Origin of the sequence: Pseudarthrobacter sp. L1SW (assembly GCF_020809045.1) — a bacterium.
Taxonomy (GTDB): Bacteria; Actinomycetota; Actinomycetes; order Actinomycetales; family Micrococcaceae; genus Arthrobacter.
Genome location: NZ_CP078079.1, coordinates 3,709,698 through 3,734,325 on the forward strand (window position 1 = coordinate 3,709,698; position 24,628 = coordinate 3,734,325).

General features: G+C 65.9%; 16 protein-coding genes and 1 pseudogene. 8 read left to right on the forward strand and 9 right to left on the reverse strand.

All coding sequences use genetic code 11. The features are described from left to right. Nucleotides 1–8: 8 nt before the first annotated feature. Both KTR40_RS17240 and KTR40_RS17245 read left to right on the forward strand, forming a co-directional pair. Nucleotides 9–3,449 carry a DEAD/DEAH box helicase gene (locus KTR40_RS17240; RefSeq protein WP_139030783.1) on the forward strand — a complete coding sequence of 1,147 codons (3,441 nt, stop codon included), beginning with the start codon at nucleotides 9–11 and terminating at the stop codon, nucleotides 3,447–3,449. 102 nt (nucleotides 3,450–3,551) lie between these two features. Then, nucleotides 3,552–4,226 (forward strand): hypothetical protein, encoded by a 675-nt coding sequence (locus KTR40_RS17245; RefSeq protein ID WP_139030709.1) that lies wholly within the window; start codon nucleotides 3,552–3,554, stop codon nucleotides 4,224–4,226. Between the two features lie 139 nt (nucleotides 4,227–4,365). Here the strand turns inward: KTR40_RS17245 and KTR40_RS17250 are convergent, their stop codons facing one another. Next, a complete protein-coding gene (locus KTR40_RS17250; protein ID WP_139030710.1) occupies nucleotides 4,366–5,655 on the reverse strand; it encodes an ammonium transporter in 1,290 nt (429 codons plus the stop codon). A gap of 395 nt (nucleotides 5,656–6,050) precedes the next feature. Here KTR40_RS17250 and KTR40_RS17255 point away from each other — a divergent pair, with 395 nt between their 5' ends. Then, nucleotides 6,051–7,148: a HupE/UreJ family protein gene (locus KTR40_RS17255; protein WP_171059128.1), complete on the forward strand. Its 1,098-nt coding sequence runs from the start codon at nucleotides 6,051–6,053 to the stop codon at nucleotides 7,146–7,148. Then, nucleotides 7,145–10,792, forward strand: a complete 3,648-nt coding sequence (locus KTR40_RS17260) for a PQQ-binding-like beta-propeller repeat protein (RefSeq protein ID WP_139030712.1) — start codon at nucleotides 7,145–7,147, stop codon at nucleotides 10,790–10,792. Before KTR40_RS17255 ends, KTR40_RS17260 begins: the two co-directional genes overlap by 4 nt. A gap of 107 nt (nucleotides 10,793–10,899) precedes the next feature. On the opposite strand, the gene KTR40_RS17265 is transcribed toward KTR40_RS17260, so the two are convergent. Genes KTR40_RS17265 through glnT form a run of 6 tightly spaced genes read right to left on the reverse strand, consistent with a single transcriptional unit; the run spans nucleotide 10,900 to nucleotide 17,770 of the window. After that, on the reverse strand, nucleotides 10,900–12,180 hold the full coding sequence (locus KTR40_RS17265; protein ID WP_370633201.1) for an allantoate amidohydrolase: 1,281 nt from the start codon (nucleotides 12,178–12,180) through the stop codon (nucleotides 10,900–10,902). Nucleotides 12,181–12,182: 2 nt separating this feature from the next. Further along, entirely contained in the window at nucleotides 12,183–13,370 is a 1,188-nt protein-coding gene (locus tag KTR40_RS17270; RefSeq protein WP_228404515.1) for an FAD-dependent oxidoreductase, read from the reverse strand. Further along, nucleotides 13,370–14,722 carry an FMN-binding glutamate synthase family protein gene (locus KTR40_RS17275; RefSeq protein ID WP_139030715.1) on the reverse strand — a complete coding sequence of 451 codons (1,353 nt, stop codon included), beginning with the start codon at nucleotides 14,720–14,722 and terminating at the stop codon, nucleotides 13,370–13,372. Before KTR40_RS17275 ends, KTR40_RS17270 begins: the two co-directional genes overlap by 1 nt. 9 nt (nucleotides 14,723–14,731) lie before the next feature. Further along, the gene (locus KTR40_RS17280) at nucleotides 14,732–15,463 is read right to left on the reverse strand and encodes a protein glxC (protein ID WP_228404516.1); all 732 of its coding nucleotides are present in this window, start codon (nucleotides 15,461–15,463) and stop codon (nucleotides 14,732–14,734) included. Further along, the gene (locus KTR40_RS17285; protein WP_228404517.1) at nucleotides 15,451–16,359 is read right to left on the reverse strand and encodes a glutamine amidotransferase; all 909 of its coding nucleotides are present in this window, start codon (nucleotides 16,357–16,359) and stop codon (nucleotides 15,451–15,453) included. Before KTR40_RS17285 ends, KTR40_RS17280 begins: the two co-directional genes overlap by 13 nt. Nucleotides 16,360–16,387: 28 nt before the next feature. Then, the gene (glnT, locus tag KTR40_RS17290) at nucleotides 16,388–17,770 is read right to left on the reverse strand and encodes a type III glutamate--ammonia ligase (RefSeq protein WP_228404518.1); all 1,383 of its coding nucleotides are present in this window, start codon (nucleotides 17,768–17,770) and stop codon (nucleotides 16,388–16,390) included. Between the two features lie 518 nt (nucleotides 17,771–18,288). On the opposite strand from glnT, the gene KTR40_RS17295 reads away from it, so the two are divergent. Then, nucleotides 18,289–19,449 (forward strand): hypothetical protein, encoded by a 1,161-nt coding sequence (locus KTR40_RS17295; protein WP_228404519.1) that lies wholly within the window; start codon nucleotides 18,289–18,291, stop codon nucleotides 19,447–19,449. Nucleotides 19,450–19,672: 223 nt separating this feature from the next. Here the strand turns inward: KTR40_RS17295 and KTR40_RS17300 are convergent, their stop codons facing one another. Further along, entirely contained in the window at nucleotides 19,673–20,374 is a 702-nt protein-coding gene (locus tag KTR40_RS17300) for an HAD family hydrolase (RefSeq protein ID WP_228404520.1), read from the reverse strand. Nucleotides 20,375–20,803: 429 nt separating this feature from the next. Here KTR40_RS17300 and KTR40_RS17305 point away from each other — a divergent pair. After that, a pseudogene (locus tag KTR40_RS17305) lies at nucleotides 20,804–21,313 on the forward strand (recombinase family protein). 103 nt (nucleotides 21,314–21,416) lie between these two features. On the opposite strand, the gene KTR40_RS17310 reads toward KTR40_RS17305, so the two are convergent. Beyond that, nucleotides 21,417–22,004, reverse strand: coding sequence for an XRE family transcriptional regulator (locus KTR40_RS17310; protein ID WP_228404521.1), 588 nt, complete (start codon nucleotides 22,002–22,004; stop codon nucleotides 21,417–21,419). Between the two features lie 194 nt (nucleotides 22,005–22,198). Here KTR40_RS17310 and KTR40_RS17315 point away from each other — a divergent pair, with 194 nt between their 5' ends. Together KTR40_RS17315 and KTR40_RS17320 are read left to right on the forward strand one after the other, a co-directional pair. After that, nucleotides 22,199–23,197, forward strand: coding sequence for a LacI family DNA-binding transcriptional regulator (locus KTR40_RS17315; protein ID WP_139030725.1), 999 nt, complete (start codon nucleotides 22,199–22,201; stop codon nucleotides 23,195–23,197). Nucleotides 23,198–23,338: 141 nt separating this feature from the next. Next, nucleotides 23,339–24,628, forward strand: a complete 1,290-nt coding sequence (locus KTR40_RS17320) for an ABC transporter substrate-binding protein (RefSeq protein ID WP_228404522.1) — start codon at nucleotides 23,339–23,341, stop codon at nucleotides 24,626–24,628.

The following is a 24,628-nucleotide window of genomic DNA, read 5'->3' on the forward strand; positions in this document are numbered from 1 at the left end:
CGCGCACCATTCCATCCCAACCGGACGAAAGTACGGCACTGGCAATACAAACCCCCGCCATCAACGACCGTTCCCTGGCGGCCGGGCTGGCGTACGCCATGGGCAGCCGTGTCTCGGGCATCTCGTTCGACGCCGCCACCGGGCTCATGCTGGGCAAGGTCCGCGGCGGGGCCGACGTGCCCTACTCCACCACCGCCAAGCTGGTCCGCAAGGGCGGCGGCTGGAGCTGCACCGTGGGCGTGTGCAGCTGCCCGGTCCGGAAGGACTGCAAGCACGTGGCCGCCCTGCTCTTCGCCGCCGAGGACAGCCCCGCCATCCGCGTGCAGCTACTGACGCCGTCAACGTCCGCTCAGGTGTCCCGCAACCCCTCCGGACCGGGCCTCTCCGACTGGGAGCAGGCCCTCAGCCCGCTGATCTCGCAGCCGGGAACCGCCCCCTCCGGCGCCGGTGTTCCGCTGGCGCTCCAATTCGAGGTCGAAGAACCCGCCCCGCATTTCTCCTACACGGGCCGGCGGGATCCGCTCCGCAGCGTCCGCCAGCTCAAGGCCCGCCCGGTCATCATGGGTGCCAAGGGCAAGTGGATCCGCGGCGACGTCTCCTGGACCACGCTGAATTACCTGAACTTCCGGCGCGAGTGCAACCCGGCGCACGTGGAGTGGATGCAGGAGTTCCTGGCCGGCCATTCCGCCGCTGCCGGCCGGACGTACAACTCCTCCGGCTTCTGGCTCGGCCTGAACTCCTATGCCGGCAAGAACCTGTGGAGCCTGCTGGCGGACGCCCGCAAGATCGGCCTCGCCCTGGTTCACTCCCGCGGCAGCGAGCCGGTTCGGCTCGCCGAAGTCCCTGCCGCCGTCGGCCTTAACCTGGGCCGTTACGGAACCCCCGCGACTGAACCCGCTGCGGGAGCCCCTGCCACGGAGCAGGCGTCCGACGGCGGGCTGGAGCTGGCTCCCACTATCACCGTTGAGGGGGCGGAGGTTGATCCTGCGTCGGTGGGTACCATCGGCCGTCCGGCGCACGGGATCTTCTTCACCTCCGGGGAAGCGTCGCTGCCGGGTGTCCCGGACCCGGACGGGACCATCACCCTTGCACCGCTTGAAAGCGGCTTGAGCGAGGAGCTGCTGGCGTTCGTGACGGCGGGCAGCACCCTGCATATTCCGGCCAAGGACGAATCGCGCTTCCTGACAGGTTTCTACCCCAAGCTCAAGCAGACGGCCCGGGTGACTGCCCGGGACGAGTCCGTTGAGCTGCCGGCGCTTGCCGTCCCCACCCTGTCCCTGTTGGCAAACTACGGCGCGGACCACCGGGTGCGGCTGCACTGGGAGTGGCACTACAAAACCGGGACCATGGTCACTGCCCAGCCCCTCTGGCGCCACCCCGGCGACCACGGCTACCGCGACGACGCCGCCGAAGCCCGCATCCTGGAAGGCGTCGGCCAGCCGTGGGACACGGTGCCGGCGCTCGGCGAGTCCGCCACCGACGGCTGGGGCACTCCCCGGCTCGCGGCATCCGCCGAGCTGAAGGGCCTGGACACCCTGGCCTTCACCGAGGAGGTCCTGCCGCGCCTGCGTGAGGCCCCCGACGTAGAGGTGGACACCGTGGGCGAGATCGCGGAGTACCGCGAGGCCGAGGAAGCACCCGTGGTCTCCATCTCCACCAAGGCCACCGAGCAGCGCGACTGGTTCGATCTCGGCATCCAGATCTCGCTGGAGGGCCAGCCCGTCTCCTTCGCCGCCGTGTTCTCCGCCCTGGCCGCCGGGCAGACCAAGATGCTGCTGCCCAGCGGCGCCTACTTCTCCCTGGACCTGCCCGAGCTGCACCAGCTGCGCGCGCTCATCGAGGAAGCCCGCTCGCTGCAGGACAACAAGGATGCGCCGCTGCAGATCAGCCGCTTCCAGGCCGGCCTCTGGGATGAGCTGGCCCAGCTGGGGGTGGTGGACGAGCAGGCGGCCGCGTGGCGGTCCGCGGTGGGCGGCCTGCTGGAGGGTGGCATGGACGGCCTCCCCCTGCCGGACACGCTTAACGCGGACCTGCGCCCGTACCAGCTGGAGGGCTTCAACTGGCTCACCTTCCTGTACCGGCACAGCCTGGGCGGCATCCTCGCGGATGACATGGGCCTGGGCAAGACCGTTCAGGCGCTGGCCCTGATGTGCGCCGCGAAGGAGCTGTCGCTGGCCGCTGCTGGGCAGGATTCCGCGTCCGACGCCGGTGCTCCCTTTTTGGTGGTTGCGCCCACCAGTGTGGTGGGCAACTGGGCCGCGGAGGCGGCGCGCTTTGCGCCCGGCCTGAAGGTCCATGCCGTCAGCGAGACGTTCGGGAAGAGCGGGCAGGATCCCGCGGTGGTCCTGGCCGGGGTGGACATCGTGATCACGTCCTACGCCCTGTTCCGGATCGACTACGAAACGTACGCCTCCCGCACGTGGTCCGGCCTGGTGCTGGATGAGGCGCAGTTCGTGAAGAACCACCAGTCCAAGGCGTACCAGTGCGCCCGGAAACTGCCGGCGGCGTTCAAGCTGGCCATCACGGGCACGCCCCTGGAAAACAACCTCATGGAGTTCTGGGCCCTGACCTCGATCGTTGCGCCCGGGCTGTTCTCCAGCCCCAAGCGCTTCGCCGAGTACTACCAGAAGCCGGTGGAGAAGAACGGCGACAGGGCCCAGCTGGACAAGCTGCGCCGGCGGGTCCGTCCGCTGATGATGCGCCGCACCAAGGACCAGGTGATCAAGGACCTGCCGCCCAAGCAGGAGCAGATCCTGGAGGTGGTGCTGAACCCGCGCCACCAGAAGGTGTACCAGACCCACCTGCAGCGCGAGCGGCAGAAGATCCTGGGCCTGATCGAGGACGTGAACAAGAACCGGTTCACCATCTTCCAGTCGCTCACGCTGCTGCGGCAGCTCAGCCTGGACGCCTCGCTGATTGACCCGTCGCTCTCCGGCGTGCGCTCCAGCAAGCTTGACGTGCTGTTCGAGCAGCTGGAGGACCTGGTGGCGGAGGGCCACCGCGCGCTCATTTTCAGCCAGTTCACCGGCTTCCTGGGCAAGGTGCGGGAGCGGCTGGACGAGGAAAAGATTGAGTACTGCTACCTCGACGGCGGCACCCGCAACCGTGCGGACGTGGTCAACGAGTTCAAGAACGGCAGCGCGCCGGTGTTCCTGATTTCGCTGAAGGCCGGCGGGTTTGGTCTCAACCTCACCGAGGCGGACTACGTGTTCCTGCTGGATCCCTGGTGGAACCCGGCGTCGGAGGCGCAGGCCGTGGACCGGACCCACCGGATCGGGCAGGCCCGGAATGTGATGGTCTACCGGCTGGTGGCCAAGGACACCATCGAGGAAAAGGTCATGGCGCTGAAGGCCCGCAAGTCGCAGCTGTTTTCCGATGTCATGGAGGGCGACGCCCTGGCTGGCGGAGCCATCACGGCGGAAGACCTTGCGGGGCTTTTCCAGGAGTAGCGGTGAAGGCGGGGCTTTGTGCCCTACGTACGGTTCGGGCTGCGCCTTAACCTGAAACGGGCAGAGCGGCTGGGGCGCCTGCCGAATTCCTGGAGGCAAACAGTGAAATCGGCAAACACAAGCATCATTACCGGCGTCATCCTGATTGCGGTCGGCGTGCTGCTGCTGCTGGACCTGCTCGACGTGGTCGAGAGCGCGGCCTATGTGCCCATTATGATCTTCACCGCGATAGGGGCTGTGTTCGTGTCCCTCTTCATCCGCGGCCGGGAGTACTGGTGGGCGGCGATCCCCGGATCGGTGTTCCTGGGCCTGGCGGCGGTGGTTGCCGTCACCCAACTCACAGGGGGTGCCGCGGGAGCGAGCTTCCTGTTCCTGTTCATGGCCGCCGGATTTGCCGCGGTTTACCTTCGCCAGCCAGCCAACTGGTGGGCCGTGATCCCGTGCGGGGTGATGTTCACGCTGGCACTCATCGTGGCCCTCCCGCCGCAAGTGCAGGGCATGCCCACCGCCGCCGTCCTGTTCCTGGGCCTTGCCGCCACCTTTGGCGTGCTGTCCGTTCTTCCGGTCCAATCGGCCGGTCAGGCCGACCGGATGAAGTGGCCCTTGATTCCCGCCGCCGTCCTTGCAGTGCTCGGGATGATTTTCGCGCTGCAGTCCACGGCGCTGCTCCTCGCCGCGGACTATGTTGTGGTTGCCGTCATGATCCTGGCGGGCATCGCCCTGCTGGTCTACGCCTTCCGGGCACGCCATGGCGGACAGGACAGGGCACATGGGTGAGTCCCTGCACCGAACATCAGGCACGACAAAGGGCCAGCCCCCGGAACTATAAGCCAGCTGCTGCTGGCACCGGTCCGGAGGTTGGCCCTCTGCCTGACTCGTCATCCGGATGGCCTGCATCCGGGATTTTGTCGGTCCGCTAGCTGCGCTGCGGGGAACCCAGCTCCACCGGATCTTCATCCGTGAGGTAGGCGAGTTCGGAGTGGGCGGCGAGGTCGATCCCGCGCATCTCGTCTTCCGGCTTAATGCGCAGCCCGATGGTCCGGTCGAGGATCTTCGCCAGGATCCAGGTGATGCCGAACGAGTAGGCCAGCACGGTGACTGTTGCGAGCGCCTGGACGCCCAGCAGTTCCACGCCGCCGCCGTAGAAGAGCCCGCTGACTCCGTTCGGGGCAGCATCGGTGGCGAAGAGGCCGATCAGCAGGGTGCCGAGGATGCCGCCCACCAGGTGGACACCAACCACATCCAGCGAGTCATCGAAGCCGAGGCGGAACTTGAGTTCGATGGCCAGCGAGCACACGGCCCCGGCAATCGCGCCGATGGCCACAGCGCCGAGCGGGCTGACAGAACCACAGGCGGGAGTGATGGCCACCAGCGCCGAGATCAGGCCGGACGCGGCGCCCATGCTGGTGGCAGCTCCGTGGCGAAGCCGCTCAACGAGGGCCCAGGCGAGGAGGCCTGCCGAGGCAGCGACGGCGGTGTTCAGGAAGACCACCGACGCCGACTGGCCGGCGGACAGCGCCGAGCCGGCGTTGAAGCCGAACCAACCGACCCAGAGGAGGCCTGCGCCCACCAGCACCAGCGGGCGGCTGTGCGGCTTGGCGTGTTCCACTTTCGGCCACCCGGAGCTCTTGCCGAGCACCAGTGCCAGGGCGAGGGCGGCCGCACCGGCGTTCATGTGCACGGCGGTGCCGCCGGCGAAGTCGATGGCCTTGATCCCGCTGGCGATCCAGCCGCCGGTCACGCTGCCGTCCGCCGAAGAGAAGGCGAAGACCCAGTGCGCGATGGGGAAGTAGACGATGGTGGCCCAGATGCCGGCGAACAGCATCCAGGCGCCGAATTTCATGCGGCCCGCTGCAGCGCCCGCCACGAGTGCCGTGGTGACGCAGGCGAAGAACAGCTGGAAGGCAGCGAACAGGATGACCGGGATGGACGCCTCCTCATCCACGGCCAGCAGCTGCCCCATGCCGGGGAACTCGGTGACGTCACCGATCAGCCCCAGTCCGCCTACCGAGTTCCCGAACGCCATCGAGTACCCGAACAGTGCCCAAAGGACGGCCACCAGGCTGGCGCCGCCGAAGCACATCATCATCATGTTGAGAATGCGGCGCGACCCCACCATGCCCCCGTAGAACAGGGCCAGGGCGGGGATCATCATGCAGACCAGCGCCGAGCTGGCCAGTATCCAAGCGACATTTCCCGAATCCATGGGAAACCCCTTTCGTGATGCGAAGAGAGAACGGAAATCGCCCGTTGAGGCCACTCCGGAGGAGGGACGCGGAGTCAGTACCACGTTCATCGGAGGGCAGCTATTGCCGTCTGGTTCCAACTGTATGGCGGCCATGAAGGGGTGGGTTTCGGGTGTGTTAAATCATCGTTTCAGTCATCCGCATCCGAGTTTCAGCCGTCCCGCTGATCGCAGGAGCAGGGCAGGAACTGCGGGACGGGCAGCACCAACGCAGGGCCCCTTGAGCCAAACCTGAGCTGATGTCCGCACGCCGGCTCCCTGCCGTTCACTGCACATTCACAGTCCTGTTAGTGGCACGGTGTGGATTGGGACTACCCATTACTCCGCACCTTGAATTGAGCATCCCTGTGCCACCCATGTCCCTGCTGCGCCGAGGCGCCGGGCTTCTGTTATTGGTCGCCGTGTTCCTGGTCTCCGGGGGCCTTCCCGCCTACGCCCATGTCAGGGATTCCACAGGCTACTCGAAGATCACGGCCAACGGCGCAGAGGTCTCCTACGCCCTGAGCCTCGAATACGAAATGCTCGCTCGGGCGGTGGACCTTGGGCCCGAAGCCTTGTCGGCCAGCGACGACGCCCAGAGAGGTGCCCTCCTGACCGCCGCGCGGGGCAACGTCGAAGCGTACCTCTCGGAGCGCGTCACCATTTTCCTCGACGGGGCAGCGTGCAGGCCCGCTTTGGAAGGCACTGCCATCAGGAGCCGTGACGGGGTTCCCTACGCCGAGCTGGACCTCGCGTACGGCTGCGGGGCGGTCCCGGGCTCGTACCAGATCAAATACGGAGTCTTCAGCGCCTCCGACGCCGCGGCCGACGACCATTCGAACGTTGTGGAGTACGCGCTGGGCGGTCAGGAAGGCCAGACGGTCCTGGACAGCGGCCACGCGGAATTCACCGTGGGAGGCGGATCCGTGGCAACGGCAGCCGCCCGCTTCGGGGCCATGGGCGTGGAACATATCCTGTCGGGTTTGGACCATGTGCTGTTCGTCGTCGCACTGGTTCTGGGTGCGGCCAACCTGCGGAGCCTGCTGGGGGTGGCCTCCATGTTTACCCTGGCCCATAGCGTGACCCTCATCAGCGCGCTCCTCGGCTGGATCAACATCCCCTCAGTGGTGGTGGAACCGCTGATCGCCCTGTCTATTGCCTTTGTGGCCATCGAAAACCTGCTTGGCGCAACGCGCCGGCGGCTGCCGGTGGTGTTCGTCTTCGGTTTGCTGCACGGACTGGGCTTCGCCGGATCCCTCCGCGTCACCGATGACTTCAGTTGGAGCCTGGTCACGTCCCTGCTCAGCTTCAACGTCGGAATTGAGGCGGGGCAGGCACTGCTGCTCCTGGCCGCCTTTCCCCTGATCCTGCTCGTGCGCCGGAGCGGCTGGTCCGTTCCGGTGTTGCGTGGGGCGACCATCACGGTCGCAGCTGTTGGTCTCTTCTGGTTCATTGAAAGGTTCCTTTTCGCATGAAACTCACACGCCCGGCACCCGACCCCCAAGCGGGTTCCGGGAAGCGCAACCTACGCCTGGCCCTCTATGCCAGCACAGCCGCCCTCGGCGGCCTTGTCATCGCCGCACCGGTGAGCACCGCCGTCGGCGAGGCGCTTAACCCGCCATCCGCAGCGGTCTCCGGCACGGTCTTCGAGGACCGCAACGGCAATGACGCCTTCGACCCGGGAGAGCCGGCCCTTCCCGGCGTCTCGGTGTCCGACGGTGCGACCGTTGCGGTAACCGATGCGAACGGCAAGTACAGCCTGGAAACGCGCACCGAGCGGCGGAACACAGACATAGTCTTCGTCACCCAGCCCGCGGGATACTCCGTGGGCACGGACGAATTCATGGCGCCCCGCTTCTACCGCAACCTGGGCCTGCTGGCAGCGGACGAGAAGAAGACCGCGGATTTCGCGCTGACCAAGGATGCAAAGTCTGAACGCAGCAACTTCACCTTCGGCAACATCGCCGACCCGCATGTGAATGCGCAGCTCCCGGAACAAATCCAGGAAATCAACGCCACCGGCCAGGAACTCGGCTTCATCCAGGTAAGCGGCGACCTCACCAACAACGCCACCGACGCGGAATTCAACACCTACAAGGCCGCCACTTCCCTGTCGAAGGTTCCGGTGTGGCCGGCCGTGGGCAACCACGAGTACACTTCCGGCACCGGTTACGCCAACCGCATCAACAACTACCGCAACCACGTGGGCCCCGAGTGGTACTCCTTCGACTACGGGAACCGCCACTTCCTGGTGCTTGAGAACAACGGCAGCGCGCCCTTCGACGAGCAGCTGGAGTGGGCCAGGCAGGACCTGGCAAAGAACGTCGGGGACAAGGAGCTGGTAGTCCTGACCCACCAGCCGATGAACGTGCCCTTTGGCTCGCAGAACATGTACGACCAGTACGGCGCCCTGCTCGAGCAGTACAAGGCGCAGCTCATCCTGGTGGGCCACGAGCACTCCAACGACGTGGAGCCGGACAGTGCGTTCGCCAGCACCGCCAAGCACGTCCAGACGACCTCAAGCTCCTACACCATCGACAACTCACCCCGCGGCTTCCGGTACGTCTCCATGACGGACGAATCCTTCGAGAACCCGGTCCGCAATTACGGCGCGGAGAAGGACCTGACCATCACCAGCCCGGCTGACGGCAGCAGCATCCCCCTGGACGGTTTTCCGGGCATCCAGGCCAACGCCTATGACACAACGGACGCTCCCGTCAAGGTCCAGTTCAGGATCGACGGCGGAAACTGGCGCCCGCTGGCATCCACCGGAGAGTTCACCTGGCACTCCGACCTGCAGGGTGACCTCCGCAAGGCCGGCAAGCACACGGTCGAGGTGCAGGCCACGGATGCCACCGGAGCATCGTGGAACAAGACCTCCACCTTCACCTTTACCGCCGAAAAGGCCATCACCCCGGTGAAGGGCGCCGACTGGTCACAGCACCACGGCGACCAGGGTCACACCGGCGTCGCAGCGGACCGCATTGATGCGGGACAGCGCCTGGCCTGGTCCTACCGGACGGAGGGCACTTTCCTGACGGGTTCACCCGCACTCGTCAACGGCGTGGTCTACGCCGGCACACGTGATGAAAACGGCGATGGCAACAGCGCGGTGCACGCCGTGGACCAGGCCACCGGGAAGCAGCTGTGGAGCTACAAGGTGCCGTCCTCGGTGCACGGAAGCATCGCCGTCTCCGACGGGCTGGTCTTTGTTCCCACCCTCCGTGGCAGCCTCTTCGCCGTCGACGCTGCCACCGGGCAGCTGAAGTGGCAGCACGATCCGGAGCCCGCGCCCGAAGGCTACAACCAGCGCACGTACGGCTACTACGGAGTCACTGTGGCCGACGGCAAGGTCCTTTACCCCTACCAGACGCGCCACGGCGAGGCGAAGCAGGGGCTGCTGCTGGCCCTGGACGTGAAGACCGGCTCGCGGGTCTGGGCGTCCCCCATGAGTGGCAGCACGATGAGCGACGGAACACCCGCCGTATCCGATGGCCGCGTCTACGTGGGCAACCAGACGGCAGACCGGGTCATGGCCTACGACCTTGCCACGGGCCAGCCGCTGTGGACGGGCGCTGCCACCCTGGGCGGCTGGCAGGACGGCATCCCCTCCGCAGGCAACGGCCGCGTCTACATCGGCTCCGGCAACGGCATCATTGCCCGGGACGGCGCCACCGGCCAGACCCTGTGGACCTACAGGAGCCAGCACCCGTCGCTGGTCAACGGCAACGCTACCCCCGCCGCGCCCACCATTGCCGGAAATGTCATCTACATGGGCTTCCCCTCGGGCGCCGTGACCGCCCTGGACGCCACCACCGGCGCAGTGCTGTGGGACCGGTTGCTTCCGGGTGAGCAGTACCGGGGAGGCGTGCACACCTCCCCGGCCCTGAGCGGTGACACCCTCTTCGTCGGAGCCAACAACGGGAACTTCTACGCCCTGGATTCCCGCACCGGCCAGCCCCTCTGGCATCACAACATCGGCACCTGGGTGGCTGCAGGCCCGGCCGTCAGCGGCAACACCGTCGTGGCGGGCGCGTTGGACGGCAACCTCTACGCCTTCACGCCGGGCGGCACTGCCGCGGAGCGCTGGTCCTCTGTTTCGGGGCGGGTGACCCACGCGGGCACCGGTGAAGCAGCGTCCGGCATCGGCGTCCAAGTGATGCGTGACGGCGTCATGGCGGGCACCACCACCACCGCAACTGACGGAACGTACCGGCTGGGCCTTGAACAGGGCGCCGGCACCTACACTGTCCAGGCGGCCCAGCTCGGCTCGGCCACAGCCACCAAACAGATCGAAGTACCGGCCGGGCAGTCTCGCACCGTGGACCTCGAACTGCGCCCGGTGAACGTGGATGCCAGCACGGGCAAGCGCCTGACCGGCAGCCTCGTGGAAGCCGGCGTCCAGGACATCGTGATCGAAAACAGGAAACTGGCCCTCGCCATTTCCAAGATGTTCAATGATCCGCAACTGGACCAGTCCACCGTCGGCAAGCCGCTGGACATGGCCATCACCGGCCAGCCGGACCAGCTGGACTGGATCAACCTGCCGTACGTTGCAACAGCTGAACCTACGGGAGGGAACGCCTGGGCGCAGACCCAGGTCCGCACTGATTCCGTGGAAATCCTGGAGAACTCCGGCGAGCGCGCCGTTGTCCGGGCATCGGGCACCTCCGCCGAGCACCCGGGACTGGTGGTGACCACCACCTATTCGGCCAACGCCGAGGACCCGTGGATCACGGCGAGATCGGAATTCCGGAACACAACCCAGGCAGCGCTCCCGCTCTGGGTTGGTGACGCCATGGACCACGACGGCACCGGCCAGCGCAGCGGGGTGGCCGGCCACCCCGTGATCAATACGGGCACGGCAGCCAGCTATGAGCCCAGCGGCAACTGGATCGGCCAGACCGGGACAGGTGCGGACCAGCAGACGTACGGCCTGGTCTACACCGCGGAGAGCGGCAAGTTCACCGGATACGGCTTCCGCAACTGGATCATGAGCAAGTTCCAGGTTGAGATCCCCGCCGGCGGCAGCCACACCCTGGACCGCAGGATCGTGGTGGCTCCGAACGGGGGAGCCGAGAATCCCTTCACCGTGCTGGACCAACTGGCCGCCCCGTAGTTTGGGCGACACGTAAGACCATCAAGGGGAGGGCCGGATCGCGGCCCTCCCCTTGATGCGTTTGCGTAACAGGCCTTCGTCCAGGCCTTCAGGGGACGAAGGCGGCGTTACGCGATGATCCGCGCCGCCCCTGCCAGCCCGGCCAGGGAGTCGGCCAGGGCGAGCGCGCCCGCCTCCGCGTCCCGGTCCTCCACCAGCTCCTCGGGGGAATGCGAGATGCCCGTCGGATTCCTGACGAACAACATGGCGGTGGGGATCTGCGAAGCCAGCACGCCGGCGTCGTGCCCTGCCCCGGTGTCCAGGACCGGCGCGTCCGGCAACAACGCGCGCAACCGGTCCCGCAGTCCGGCGTCGAAGTGCACGGTGGGGCTGAGCGACTCAGTGGTGAGGCTGGCAGCGCAGCCTTCCTCGGCGGCCAGGACCTGGGCGGTGAGCCCGATGGCCTCCACCAGCGCTGCCGTGACGGAGTCGTCCGGATGCCGCACGTCGATCCACAGGTCCACGCGGGAGGCAATGACGTTGGTGCCCCCGGGGACAGGCTGGAGCCGGCCCACGGTGGCCCGCGCATCGCGGTACTTGCGGGCAGTGTCCCGGATGGCCACCATCACCTTGGCCGCTGCGATCATGGGATCCTTGCGGTCCTTCATGAGGGTGGTGCCGGCGTGGTTGCCTTGCCCGGAAATGCTGAGCTTCCACCGTCCGTGGCCCAGGATGGACGAGCCGATCGCCACGGGCCGGTTCAGGTCAGCCAGGCCCCTCCCCTGCTCCACATGCAGTTCCACGAACACGCCGAGCTGTTGCAGGGCCTTGTAGTCGGCGCCGACCAGCCGCGGATCCTGGCCGTTCGCCGCTGCAACGTCCGCATAGGTGTTGCCGTCCGGATCCTTCAGCCGGCGGGCCTTGTCCGAATCCAGCCCGCCTGTCAGGAGCCGTGACCCCAGGCAGGCCACACCGAAGCGGGAGCCTTCCTCTTCGGGAAAGACGGCGATGGCCAGCGGCCTCCGGGGACGGAGGCCGCGGGCTTTGAGGAGGTCGACGGCGACCAGCGCCGAGGCGACCCCCAGCGGACCGTCGTACTCGCCTCCGCCGGGGACGGAATCCAGGTGGCTGCCGGTGACGACCGCGTCCTGGCGAATGCCGGCGGCGGTGTCCCACCAGGCCCAGATGATGCCGTTGTGGTCGGTGTGGACATCCAGGCCGCGCCGTTCTGCCTGGTCAATGAACCAGCTGCGCAGGTCCGTTTCCGCCGTGGAGAACACCGGCCGCGAATATCCGCCCCGGGATGCATCCCTGCCGATGGTGGAGATGTCCTGCAGCAGGCTGGTGACAGTGGGGGCGCTCGTCCGGCCGGAAGGCAAGGCCTCCGCCGTGGGGACTGTTTGTGGAATGCTCACTGGTTTCCGTCCTGGATGGTGGCAGGTGTTGACGTCGCGGCCCGGAACCGGCCCGGAACCGGCCCCGCACCGGTGGCCAGGTCCGCGGCCCACTGGCCGATGAGCGGCGCGAACTTGGCACCATGCCCCGAGCACGGCGAGAGCACCGTAAGGTTGTCCGCCCGGTCGATCACGAAGTCCTCGTCCGGCGTGTTGGTGAACAGGCAGGTGGTCTCGGCATACGGTTCGGGGTCCAGCCCGGGCAGGTAGCGGCGGACGTAGTCCACCACCCGCGCCCGGTTGGCCGGGTCCACCTCACCGGTCTGGTGTGCCGCGGAAGGGATGAGCTTGCCGCCGTTGTATTCGGCGACTTTCTGGCCGGCAAAGCCGGCGTCGCGTCCACCCGGCAGGCCGTAGGCCTGGATATCGGCGGCCTTGTGGATGAACGTGGGCCAGGCAGCGGCACCCGAGGCTGCACCGCCGTCGTAATCCCTGTATGTGAAGTGGAACGCCTGCTCCTGGCGGACCGTGATCTCGGGAAGACCGGCCAGGAAACCCGCCGGCAGGGCCAACCGCCCCAGCAACCCCGGCAGCCAGCCGCCGGCGCTGACCACCACATTGCCCGCGTCCACCGTTTCCCCCGTGCTGGAATGCAGCCGGTAACCGCTGCCGTTCCGCTCCACGCTGTGCAGCTCCCAGCCGGTCAGCAGCCTGGCGCCATGCCCGACGGCGAGGCCCACCATGGCGTTGACGGCGGCTTCCGCATCAACCACCCCGGCGCCGGGATGCCAGAGGACCTCCGTATCGAAGGCGATCTGCGGCCAGCGCTTGCGGGCGTCGGCCGCGGAGAGCAGCTCGTGCTCAATGCCCTCAGCAGCAAGCACCGAGGCCAGGAGCCGCGGATTGCGCTCCGGGCCGTAATCCGCGGCGCCGGACGGCGTGATCAGCTCGCTTCCGGATGCGGCGGTCAGCCCGTTCCACAGCTCCTTCGACTCCAGCACGGCCCGGGTATAAAAAGCATCCGGGTAGGCGTAGCGGAAGATCCGGGCGGAGCCGTGGGAACTGCCGTCGTGGGCGGCCGGAACGTCACGCTCCAACAGGGTGATCTGGTGGCCGCGGGAGGCCAGCTGCCAGGCCGTTGCGGCCCCCGCCAGTCCGGCGCCCACCACCACATAATCTGAGGCGTCGGATAAAGCCGCAGGCATCAGAAGCTCCCCTGCACTCCGGGAATCCAACTGGTGCCCGCCAGCGGCACGCGGGCCATGGCGGAGGCCTCGATGGTCAGCGCCACCAGGTCCTCGGGCTCAAGGTTGTGCAGGTGGGACTTGCCGCAGGCCCGGGCAATGGTCTGGGCCTCCATGGTGAGGACGCGCAGGTAGTTGGCCAGGCGCTTGCCCGCAGCCACCGGCTCCAGGCGGGAGGACAGCTCCGGGTCCTGGGTGGTGATGCCGGCGGGGTCGCGGCCGTCCTGGAAGTCGTCGTAGAAGCCGGCCGCGGAACCCAGTTCCGCGTATTCGGCGGCGTAGCGGGGATCGTTGTCGCCGAGCGCGATGAGGGCTGCCGTGCCAATAGCCACCGCGTCGGCACCCAGGGCCATGGCCTTGGCCACGTCCGCCCCGGTGCGGATTCCGCCGGAAACGATCAGCTGGACCTTGCGGTGCACCCCGAGTTCCTGCAGCGCCTGCACCGCCTGCGGGATGGCGGCGAGCGTGGGGATGCCCACATTCTCGATGAACACCTGCTGCGTCGCCGCGGTGCCGCCCTGCATGCCGTCCACCACCACCACGTCCGCACCCGACTTCACGGCGAGCGCGGTGTCGTAGTACGGCCGGGACGCGCCAACCTTGACGTAGATGGGGGTCTTCCAGTCGGTGATTTCGCGCAGCTCGCCAATCTTGATTTCCAGGTCGTCCGGGCCGGTCCAGTCCGGGTGGCGGCTGGCGGAGCGCTGGTCGATGCCCACGGGCAGGGTGCGCATTCCGGCCACGCGCTCGGTGATCTTCTGGCCCAGGAGCATGCCGCCGCCGCCGGGCTTGGCGCCCTGGCCCAGCACGATCTCGATGGCGTCGGCCTTGCGCAGGTCGTCCGGGTTCATGCCGTAGCGGGAGGGCAGGTACTGGTACACGAGGTGCTTGGACTGGCCGCGCTCCTCCGGCGTCATGCCGCCGTCGCCCGTTGTGGTGGAGGTGCCCACCTCGGACGCGCCGCGGCCCAGCGCCTCCTTGGCGTTGGCGGACAGGGCGCCGAAGCTCATGCCGGCGATGGTCACGGGGGTCTGAAGGTGCAGCGGGCGGGTGGCGTGCCGGTCCCCGAGGACGACGTCGGTATCGCACTTTTCGCGGTAGCCCTCCAGCGGGTAGCGGGACATGGAGGCGCCGAGGAAGAGCAGGTCGTCAAAGTGCGGGACCTTGCGCTTGGCGCCCCAGCCGCGGATGTCGTAGACGCCGGTGGCGGCGGCGCGCTGGATGTCCGCAATGGTGGCGCGGTCGAACGTGGCGGACTCGCGGAGGCCGAGCGCAGCGATATCGGCAGGAGCGGGAAGGGAGGTGATGGTCATGAAGGCCTCCTAGTAGGCAGTCGAGTTGTCGACGTGGAAGTGGTAGAGGTTCCGGGCTGAGCCGTAGCGCTTGAATTCGGCCGGGTTGTCCGTGCGGCCGGCAGCGGCCAGCAGTTCCGCGAGTTCGGCCAGGTGCTCTTCGCGCACCGGCTTTTCGATGCAGTCGGCGCCGAGCGAGGCCACCGAGCCCTTGACGTAGATCCGGGCCTCGTAGATGGAGTCGCCCAGCGCGTCGCCGGCGTCACCACAGACCACCAGCCGGCCGGCCTGGGCCATGAACGCGGACATGTGGCCTATGTTGCCGCCCACCACAATGTCCACGCCCTTCATCGAAATCCCGCAGCGGGCACCGGCGTTCCCGTCGATTACAACCAGGCCGCCATGGCCGGTGGCCGCTGCGGACTGGGACGCGTCACCCTTGACGTGGACCTTCCCGGACATGATGTTTTCCGCCAGTCCGACGCCGGCATTGCCGTTGATGGCCACGCTCCCCTTTTGGTGCATCCCGGCTGCGTAGTACCCGGCGTGGCCGTCGATGGTCACCGTGATATCCGCATCGATGCCGACGGCCAGGCTGTGCTTCCCGCCCGGGTTGGCCACTACCCAGGACTTCCCGTCTGCCGCGTTGTGGATAGCCTCGTTGAGTTCCCGGACGGTGCTGGCGGCCAGGTCAACGGCCGTTGCCTGTTCCGCGCTGGCAGCTGCAGGGGCAAGGGTTTCGGGGGCTGTCAGAGTGACCATGTGTAGACCTTTCCGGGTTCCGGTTCAAAGATGCGCGCGTTGTTGATGCCGGGCAGGGATGCCAGTGCCCGGTATTCGGAGGCCATGGCCACGTAGTCGTCCGTTTCCGCGATGATGGCGGGCTTGCAGGCGATGGGGTCGCGGACCACGGCCATGCTGTCCGCGGTGGTGACCACCAGGGTGTAGAAACCGTCCAGGACCTTGCCCAGGTTCACCAGGGCTTCCTCAAGGGTGTCGCCCTGCTTCAGCCGGGAGGCGACGTAGCGGGCGCCCACCTCGGTGTCGTTTTCCGAGTCGAATACCACGCCCTCGCGCTTGAGCTCCCGCCGGACGGTGGCGTGGTTGGAGAACGAGCCGTTGTGCACCAGGCACAGATCGTCCGCAACGGAGAACGGGTGCGAGCCGCCCGCGGTAACCGCGGATTCGGTGGCCATCCGGGTGTGGGACAGGCCCTGGCTTCCGGCCATCGCCTCCAGCCCGTGCTCGGCGGCGACCTCCATCGGGTGGCCCACGCTCTTCATCACGGCAACGTGCTCGCCGCGGCCGATAATGGTGGAGCCGGGCACGGTTTCGCTGACGGCCTTCACCAGGAGGTCGGTCCCGACGGCGGCGCTCACCAGGGTGGTATCGCCCACCACTTTGACGGCTGCCTGTGCTTCAGACGGGAGGAGAGACGCGACGCCGGCGGTAATTGCCGCCGTCGTCATCCCCTGGTCCTTGCCCAGGAGGCTCAGGGTGGAGGTGCCCTCCTGGACGAGGCCGGGGGTGTTGTAGACGGCGAGGCCGGCCGAGTCTGGTCCGCGGTCCACGATCTGGCAGAGCATCGAGGACAGCAGGCTGCCCATCCGGGGACGCAGCGAGGGGTTGCGCAGCTGCAGCGCGGCGATTCCGCACATGGTGGTCCTTTGCTTGGGTAGTAGGGGATCAGATTGATGTGAGGTACGTGCGGATTTCCCAGTCACTGACCTGGTTGTGCCAGGTGAGGAATTCCTCTTCCTTGGCGTCCGCGTAGTAGCTGCCGATGGCGGGGTCGCCGCTGAGGCTGGCCAGGATCACTGGGTCTTTGCGCAGCGCTTCCACCGTATGGAGCAGGGTGGCCGGGAGGGAATGCGCGGCCGGCCTGGACTCCCCTGGCCCGGACGGCATGCCCGGGTCCAGCGACTTCTCCACGCCGTCCAGCCCGGCGGCAATGGCAGTGGCGATGGCAAGGTACGGGTTGGCCGAACCGTCACCGGAGCGCAGTTCGATCCGCTTGTTGTCCGGCACCCGGATCATGTGGGTGCGGTCGTTGCCGCCGAAGGAGGCCTTCCGCGGAGACCAGGTGGCGCCGGAGGAGCTGGTGGTGGCGCCGGTCCGCTTGTACGAGTTCACGGTGGGAGCGAGGAAGGCCTGCAGCGCGGGGGCGTGGTCCAGGATGCCGGCAATGAACGAATAGGCGAGGCCGGAGAGCCCAAGGCCGCGGCCGTCGTCGTCCGTTCCCTCGGCGGGGAACAGCGCGGTGGCGCCTTGCCACAGGGAAAGGTGGAAGTGCAGGCCGGTGCCGGTGCGGTCCGTAAACGGCTTGGGCATGAACGTGGCGGTCATGCCCCGCTGCCCGGCCAGGATGTTCAGGATGTAGCGGAGGGACACCACACGGTCCGCGGTGGTGAGGGCGTCGGCGTAGTTGAAGTTCTGCTCGAACTGGCCGGCGGCGTCCTCGTGGTCGTTGGCGTAGTTGCCCCAGCCCAGGCTGTTCATCGCCCCGGAGATGGAGGTCAGGTGGTCGTACATGCGGGTCACGCCGCGGGCGTCGTAGCAGGGGCGGGGCGAATCGTCCTTGTCATCGGCGGTACTCAGCGTCCCGTCGTCGTTCTTCTTCACCAGGAAGTATTCAACCTCGGCGCCCACTTTTGCCTGCATGCCCTGGCCTGCCAGGCGGGCGAGCGTGTTCTTGAGGATGACGCGCGGGGCGTAGGGCCAGGGCTTGCCGTCCACGTGCGGGTCGCAGTGGATGATGGCCAGGCCCTCCTTGATGAAGGGAACCGGGGTGAAGGACGCGGGATCCGGGATGGCGATCAGGTCCGGGTCCTGCGGCTTCTGGCCCATCAGGCCGGCAGCGTAGCCGGCAAAACCCATCGCTCCGTTTTCGAGCTCATCGGCGGCTTCCACCGGGACCAGCTTGGCGCAGGGCTTCCCCGTCATGTCCACAAAGGTGGCCAGGAGGAAGCGGACGTCGTGTGCCTTGGCGATGTCTGCAAGGGAAATACGGGCGGCGCCCTCCGCCAGGGGTGCCTCTGTTGGTACTTCAGGTGTCGCGACACTTGTCATCGGAACTGTCCTGTTCGCTTGCTGTTACTTGATATGAAACATTGTTGAACCACAGTAGTCAAAGTGGTGTTTCAAGAGGGCGCAGGAAATGTTAAATCTGGATGACGGAGAGCGCGGCTTGCCGCACTGGATGATTAACCTGCCGAAAACCAACCCGCTGAAGGGTTACTCGAGGAGTTATCGGGGGTGCGGCTGGGGCCTGTGGAGTTTGCTGATAAATGGCGGCGTTTTGTGATCGCTCTTTGTCGCACCACTGCTCGCTGGCTGTCTTGAATCTATAGGGATTCGAGGCAGAAAGGTTTTGAGACACCCCAGATTAGGAACGCCAACGGGATACTCGACTACCGGCAGCGGCGTATTTCTGCCGTCAGTATTCACCCGGTAATAGGTGGACTCATTCTGGTGGTTCGGACACTGAGGTATGAGTGGGCATCAGAATCGGCCTGTCCTCACTCAATGGAATCAGGTAGGTTCGCGGGAGACTCGTGGAAAAACTGCGGATTGGGGGGAGAGATCGGATGCCGGGAGCAGAAGTTGAGGTTGTCTGGACTTCGCTGTCAAAGGCGTGGCGGAAGGCCCAGTACGAAGAACTGTGGCTGCAGTTCCGGCCCCGTGGCTCGAAGGATGTTTTTGAGGCAGTTGAGGCTGCGGTCCAGGTGGCGAACCAGGCCGTTCTGGACTCCGGTTGGGATGACGTGTTCACGGAAGGAGTCTCGGATTCGGTTGCCGGTCCGGTGGCGCTGATGAGCAGGGCCGGGAGAGAGGAAGGAGTGCGCTGCTGGTTCGCTGCCTTCGCGCAACATTTGGAGTCCGTCGGGAAATCCGGGCGAGTCACCGCGGCTCCGGAGGCGTTTTTGCCGGAATGGTTGAGCGGCGGACAGGTACCACAGCAGCTGACCGCGTTTGTGTCCTACCAGACCAAGGATCTGACCCTATTGGACGCCGAAGAAGAACGCCGCACCTGGCACGTCCCGGAGGCCCTGACAGCACAGATCGCCGACGCTGCCACGGCATGGGGCCGCTTCGAGGGAGCCGACGTCTACCTTTACCGCAACATCCACCAGATCCGATCCAAGAACCCTGACGTGGGGCCCGCGATAGCTGCCGGCGCGATCAAATTCGCCATGGCCGGCGTGACCTACCTGCGGTCCAAACCACGCCGCTTCACATCAGCTTCGATGAGCCCCCTGGGACGGACCTGTTACGGGGTTATGGACGACACGATGTCCTGGCAGGACCGCTTGGCCCAGGTCAGCCGGGCCATGACCGCGTTCCCAGTGGACACCGATCTGGCGTTCATACGACATAGCAAAGCGCTCACCATCTCCTGGAGTGACCTCGCCGGTGCCAGGCCAGCTCTTCCTCACGTCGAGGAACATCACGTCCGCTACAACAGGCACCTGAACGGCCAGTACATCCCCGATGCCCACGGAATCCAGCTCCTCACCGACGCCCACCTGAAACACGCCAACGACCTCTCCGACTGGAACATCATTGACCTTGGCGGGGGAAAGCATCTCGTGCAGGCCAAAGATCTGCAGCCCTGGTATGCCACTATCGACCCCGAACCGGAAACACTGGCAAAGGCACGCGCTGACTTCGGCGGCATGATTCTGACCGAGCAGATTATCGCGGACATCCCTCCACCCTGGTCTCGGCCGGCGGGACTGCCGGAATAACGGTGGATCCGTGGTTGGCCTGACACGCCGGGTGTTGCCTGGCGGGGAGGACTGATCATGAGCGGAACCATGGATCCCGTGGCACCAAGGCCTCTCATTACCCTAGGGTTATGCGGCGGAGGCTTCCCGTACGTAGAGCAGTCTTCCAACAAATCCGGCTGTAACCAGGATCGCGGCAATGAACCAGTAGTTCACGCCCTCCCAGGGAACGTGCCGCGGACACTTAACAACGTCTGCTGGGATTCTTCGAAAGAATGGAACGCAGTTCCGCCAAGCTTTGAATTGAACCCTCTGATGGGTTGCTCCCCCGGGCGAGGTGTACGGCTTGTAACCCGGCATTCCGGGCGCCTTCAACGTCGACGGTGTAATTGTCACCGACGTATAGAACCTGGGCTGGCGATACCTTCAGTTCCTTGCACGATTCTAGGAAGGCCTCTGATGCGGGTTTGGCGTGGCCGATCAGTTCCGAAGTGAAAATCCTGTCCACGAGTGGTTCGAGACCTATTTTCTTTACTTTCGCCCTCTGCTGGTCGTCATTTCCGTTAGTGAGGACGCTGACTGGCATACGATCCTTGCGTAGTCCGCGCAGAACGGGAACGGCGTCTGGAAACGCCGTCCATCCATTCTCATAACTACTGAGGTAGGCCAGGAAGAGCTCGTCAAGCATTCCTTCCGATTCGGGGACCGTAACCCGGGCAAAGGGGAGGAAGCGGCGCAGCCGCTCACGCCGCTGCTCATCGAAAGAAATCTCCTTTCGGAGGAACTGGTCGTAGCAGGCCTGTTCGATTTCGAACCAAGAAAAGCGCAATTCCTCGGAAAACTCAGCTCCTAGATGCTTGAGGAATCCTGCCACCCCGGCGGTGGCGGACGCCTGATGGTCGAACAGTGTGTTGTCAAGATCAAAAAGAACCGCGCGAATTTCCACCTGCCAAGGCTAGCGGCCCTAGGCAAAATAGCAGATTCAGGCGAGAAAAGTTCGGCACGGATGACCCTTTGCTATCCAAAGCCCCGGGCCCGGCGTCACCCGTAAAGGGCCTGCCCGCACAGCGTCCCGTTAGCCGGTCGGTCGACGCGCGGCTGGTTTGAAAAAATCATGGCGTAGCGCGGTCCTCCTTACTAATTCCCGTATGCCCCGCCCGATAAACCTCTCCGCGAGGTTGCCTTATCTGCGACCCTCCGGTGTCTCGAAACCCTTGGGATACGAGACGTCTCATTGGCCCTGTCCCGCGGGATCCTAGTTCCCGTGAAATCATGTGACTTTCTCTGCGTCCGGCGATTCTCATAACTATGTATCGAAACCTTCTACTCGAATCGGCGAACAAATCATTAGTTATGAGACACATCCGAGGCAGTCATGTCGAAGCTTATTGGCTGTGCACGAGTTTCGACACGGCAGCAGTCCACGGACCGGCAGCGGGTGGATCTATTGGCCGCCGGCGTTCGACGCGATCACCCCTACATCGACCAGGGCGTCTCCGGAGCACGCGCGCCGCGACCAGAGCCTGATCAAGAGCGCTTGATGCCCTTATGGAGGGTGACACCCTCGTCATCACGACTCTGGAACGGCTCAGGCGATCCACCCAAAACATGCTCGCGTTTGCCGATGAACTCCGCAGTAGGGGCGCCGCCCTGCGCGTCCTCAACCTGGGCGGAGGGGGACGTCGACACAGCGACACCGATGGACTCTATGTTGCGAAGAGAAGCTGGCAGGGACCTTGGCGGCAGGCCCCGCCTGGTTACTGATAGTCAGATCAGGAGCGCTGTTCGCCTGGTCAAAGGTGGCGAGCCCGCTGCGCAGGTTGCGGGGGATCTCGGAATGTCCCGAGCGGCGTTCTACAGGAGGTCAAGAGCGCTTGCGGACTAGCAGGGCGAGACTTAGCGCCACAGAAAGACCGCCATTTACCGCCAACATTCACAGCTGAGGACCACAGCCGCAGGCGATGTCCTGTCGTGACGTGGAATGGGACCTACCTGGCAGCGACGGCAAGGAACTTGATGGGAAGCTCCTGGAGTTCCAGGGGGCCGTGCGGCCCCTCGCCGTCAAGCAGGAGCGAGTCGCCGGGTTCCATGGTGTATTCGTACCGGCCGTGCCCGTACACCATCCTGCCGGCAAGCATGTAGATGAACTCCGTCCCAGGGTGCTGGAAGAGCGGGAAAACGTCCGAGGCGTCCGTCAGCGTCACCAGGGTCGGCTCCAGCGCGTCCGTTCGGTCCTTGAGGGTGCCGAGGACGCGGTATTCGTGCCCGTGCTGGGTGCCGCTGCGCACTGTGAGGCTGCCCTCCCCGCTCTTGGTGAAGGTGGCGTCCCGGTCCGTGTCCGCACCGCGGAACAGCGCAGTCACCGGGATCTTAAGCCCGTCCGCGAGGCGTTGCAGCGTGGTCAGGGAACAAGAGGTGCTGGCGGTTTCAATCTTCGAGATCATCGCCTTGGACATCCCGGTGCGGGCAGCAAGCTCGGCAGAGGACATGCCCTGGGAAGTGCGGTAGTGCCGCAATTGGGCGGCGATTACCCGCTCGAGTTTTCCGGCAGCCTCGTCCCGGGCGCGTTCGGTCATGAGAGCCATCATAGGTGGCCGGACGGAACGGCCCGGTGGCAGCCGCCCCGGCCGCCGAACCGTGGGACAAGGCCCCCGTCAGCGGACGCACCCTTGGGCGGGCGGCTAAGCTGGGGACACCCCCGCCGCTGCGACGCGCGGCACGGGTGGGGCAGCGGTGACCCATAACACTGGTCGCGGGAGGAAAGACGGAGATGGCGCGAGCGACAGTGCAGGACGTCGCGAAGACGGCAGGGGTGTCCGTGGGCACCGTCTCCCGGGTCCTGAACGGAAGTCCGGCCGTCAGCGAGTCCAGCAAGGAAAAGGTCACCGAGGCCATCCGCCAGCTCAACTACCGCCCGCTCGCCTCCGCCCGCGACCTGCGGCGGGACCGGACCATGCGCATTCTGGCGCTGGCCAAAAACCTCAATTCCCCCATCATCAGCGAAGTGTTCCGGGGGATCAGCGATGCCGCGGCACTCTCCGGCTATGTCAGCCTTATTGCCCCGACCGCCGGGGACCCCGAACGGGAGCAGCAGCTGGTGGACATGCTGCGCAATGGCTCCGTGGACGGCCTGGTGATGTTTTCACCAACGATGCCCGATGAGGACATCGGGGACATGGCCGAGCAGCAAAGCGTCGTCCAGGTCTGCGAGATCGCCAATGCCGAGGCCGCCTTCGGCGTTGCCATCGATGACCGCCAGGCCGCCTTCGACATCACCCGGCACCTCATCAAGACGGGCGGCCGCCGGCTGGCGATGATCGGCAACAGGGCAGCACGCTCCGGCCGGCTGCGCGAGGAGGGCTTCCGGCTGGCGGCCGCCGAGGCAGGCCTGCCCGCGGACCAGATACTCTTCGTGGAGGGAGACTTCGACTTCCGCACCGGGCGCGTCCAAGCCAAGGACCTCCTGAAGGCGGAGCCGCTTCCCGACGCCGTCTTCTGCGGCAGCGATACGGTAGCCGCAGGATGCGTCCGCGCAATTACCGACGCCGGGCTGCGGGTTCCGGAGGACATCGCAGTGGCAGGTTTTGACGATTCCGTGCAGGCGGAAATGTGCATCCCGGAACTGACCACCATCAGGCAGCCGGCCTACGAGATGGGCCGCCTGGCCTTTGAGGCCCTCCTCGCCAGGATGACCACACCGGGCCCGCACCGCAGGGGCAGGACATTCCTCCCTCATGAGCTCGTGGTCAGGGACTCCACCAACAGCTGACGGAGGGTTGACAGCCTCGCGTGGCGCCTGTCACACTTCTTTGGAATCGATTCCAAAGAACAGAAGCAGCCATCGCGGCACACCTTGGAATCGATTCCAAAGCAACTCGAAAATGACGCCAGCCCGGCAAAGGAGCCACTTGTGGACTTGATTCGACGTACTTCCCCGCGCCTCACCGTTGCCGCCGCTGCGGCAATAGCCGTAGGCCTCGCGCTCAGCGGGTGCGGCGGTGGCGCGGCCCCCCAAGGCGCGGACCAAGCGGCAGCTGCCGATCCGTCGTCGGCAGCCAACGCAGCCGGCAACCTCAACGTATGCGGCGGCAAAGACGCCTCCGGCATCTACAAAGGCACGGCCGAGGCCTTCACCAAGGCGAACGGCAAGGTCACGGCCAAATACACCGAAATCGGGGCCACCACCGACGAAGCCCGCACGCAGGCCGTGCAGCGGCTCGAGGGCAAGTCCACCGAATGCGATATCCTCCTCACTGACGTCATCTGGACCTCGGAGTTCGCCTCGCAGGGCTGGCTCCTGGACCAGACCAAACTCGTCGAAGCCAACAAGGACAGGCTCATTCCGTCCACCGTTGAGACCACCAAGTACGAGGACAAGTACTGGGCCTCCCCGTTCTTCACGAACGCGGGGCTCATTTACTACCAGAAGGACAAAGTAGCCAAGCCGGAAACGTGGCAGCAGCTCTACAGTGAGGCAGCCGGGGCGCCGGGCAACAGCTTCGTCTACCAAGGCAAGCAGTACGAAGGCCTCACCGTGAACTTCCTTGAAATGCTCTACAGCGCCGGCGGAGAAGTGCTGGACAGTCAGGGCGAGGTCAAGATCGACTCCCCCGAAACCCGTGAGGTACTCGACTTCATGGTGAAGGGCCTCAAGGACGGCGCGGCGGACCGTGCGGTGCTGACCTACAACGAGGACCCCGCGCGCCTGGCCTACGAATCGGGCAACTTTGGTTACCAGCGCAACTGGCCGCACGTCTACCGCCTCCTCAATGCCACCCCGCTGGCCGGGACCTTTGGCGTCGCCCCGCTGCCGGCATGGGAAGGCGGCAAGGCCTCCGGCGTCCTGGGCGGCTGGAACCTGGCAATCTCGGCCCATTCGACCAACCAGGCCGCAGCCGTTGCCTTCATCGACTTCGCCACCACCCCGGACTGGCAGAAGCACGTAGCCATGGACTTCTCGCAGGCTCCCGTCAACGAGGCAGCCTACTCGGACGCGGATGTCCTGGCGAAGATGCCGTTTGCCACCGAACTGCTTGCCTCCGTCAAGGGTGCCAAGCCACGGCCCATCTCCCCCGTCTACCCGCAGATCTCGCAGGCGATCTACAAGAACGTGTACGCCGTGCTCTCCGGCACCGCCACAACCGAGGACGCCGTGAAGACGATGGCCGAAGAGCTGAAGGCCGCAAAGGCGAGCTTCTGA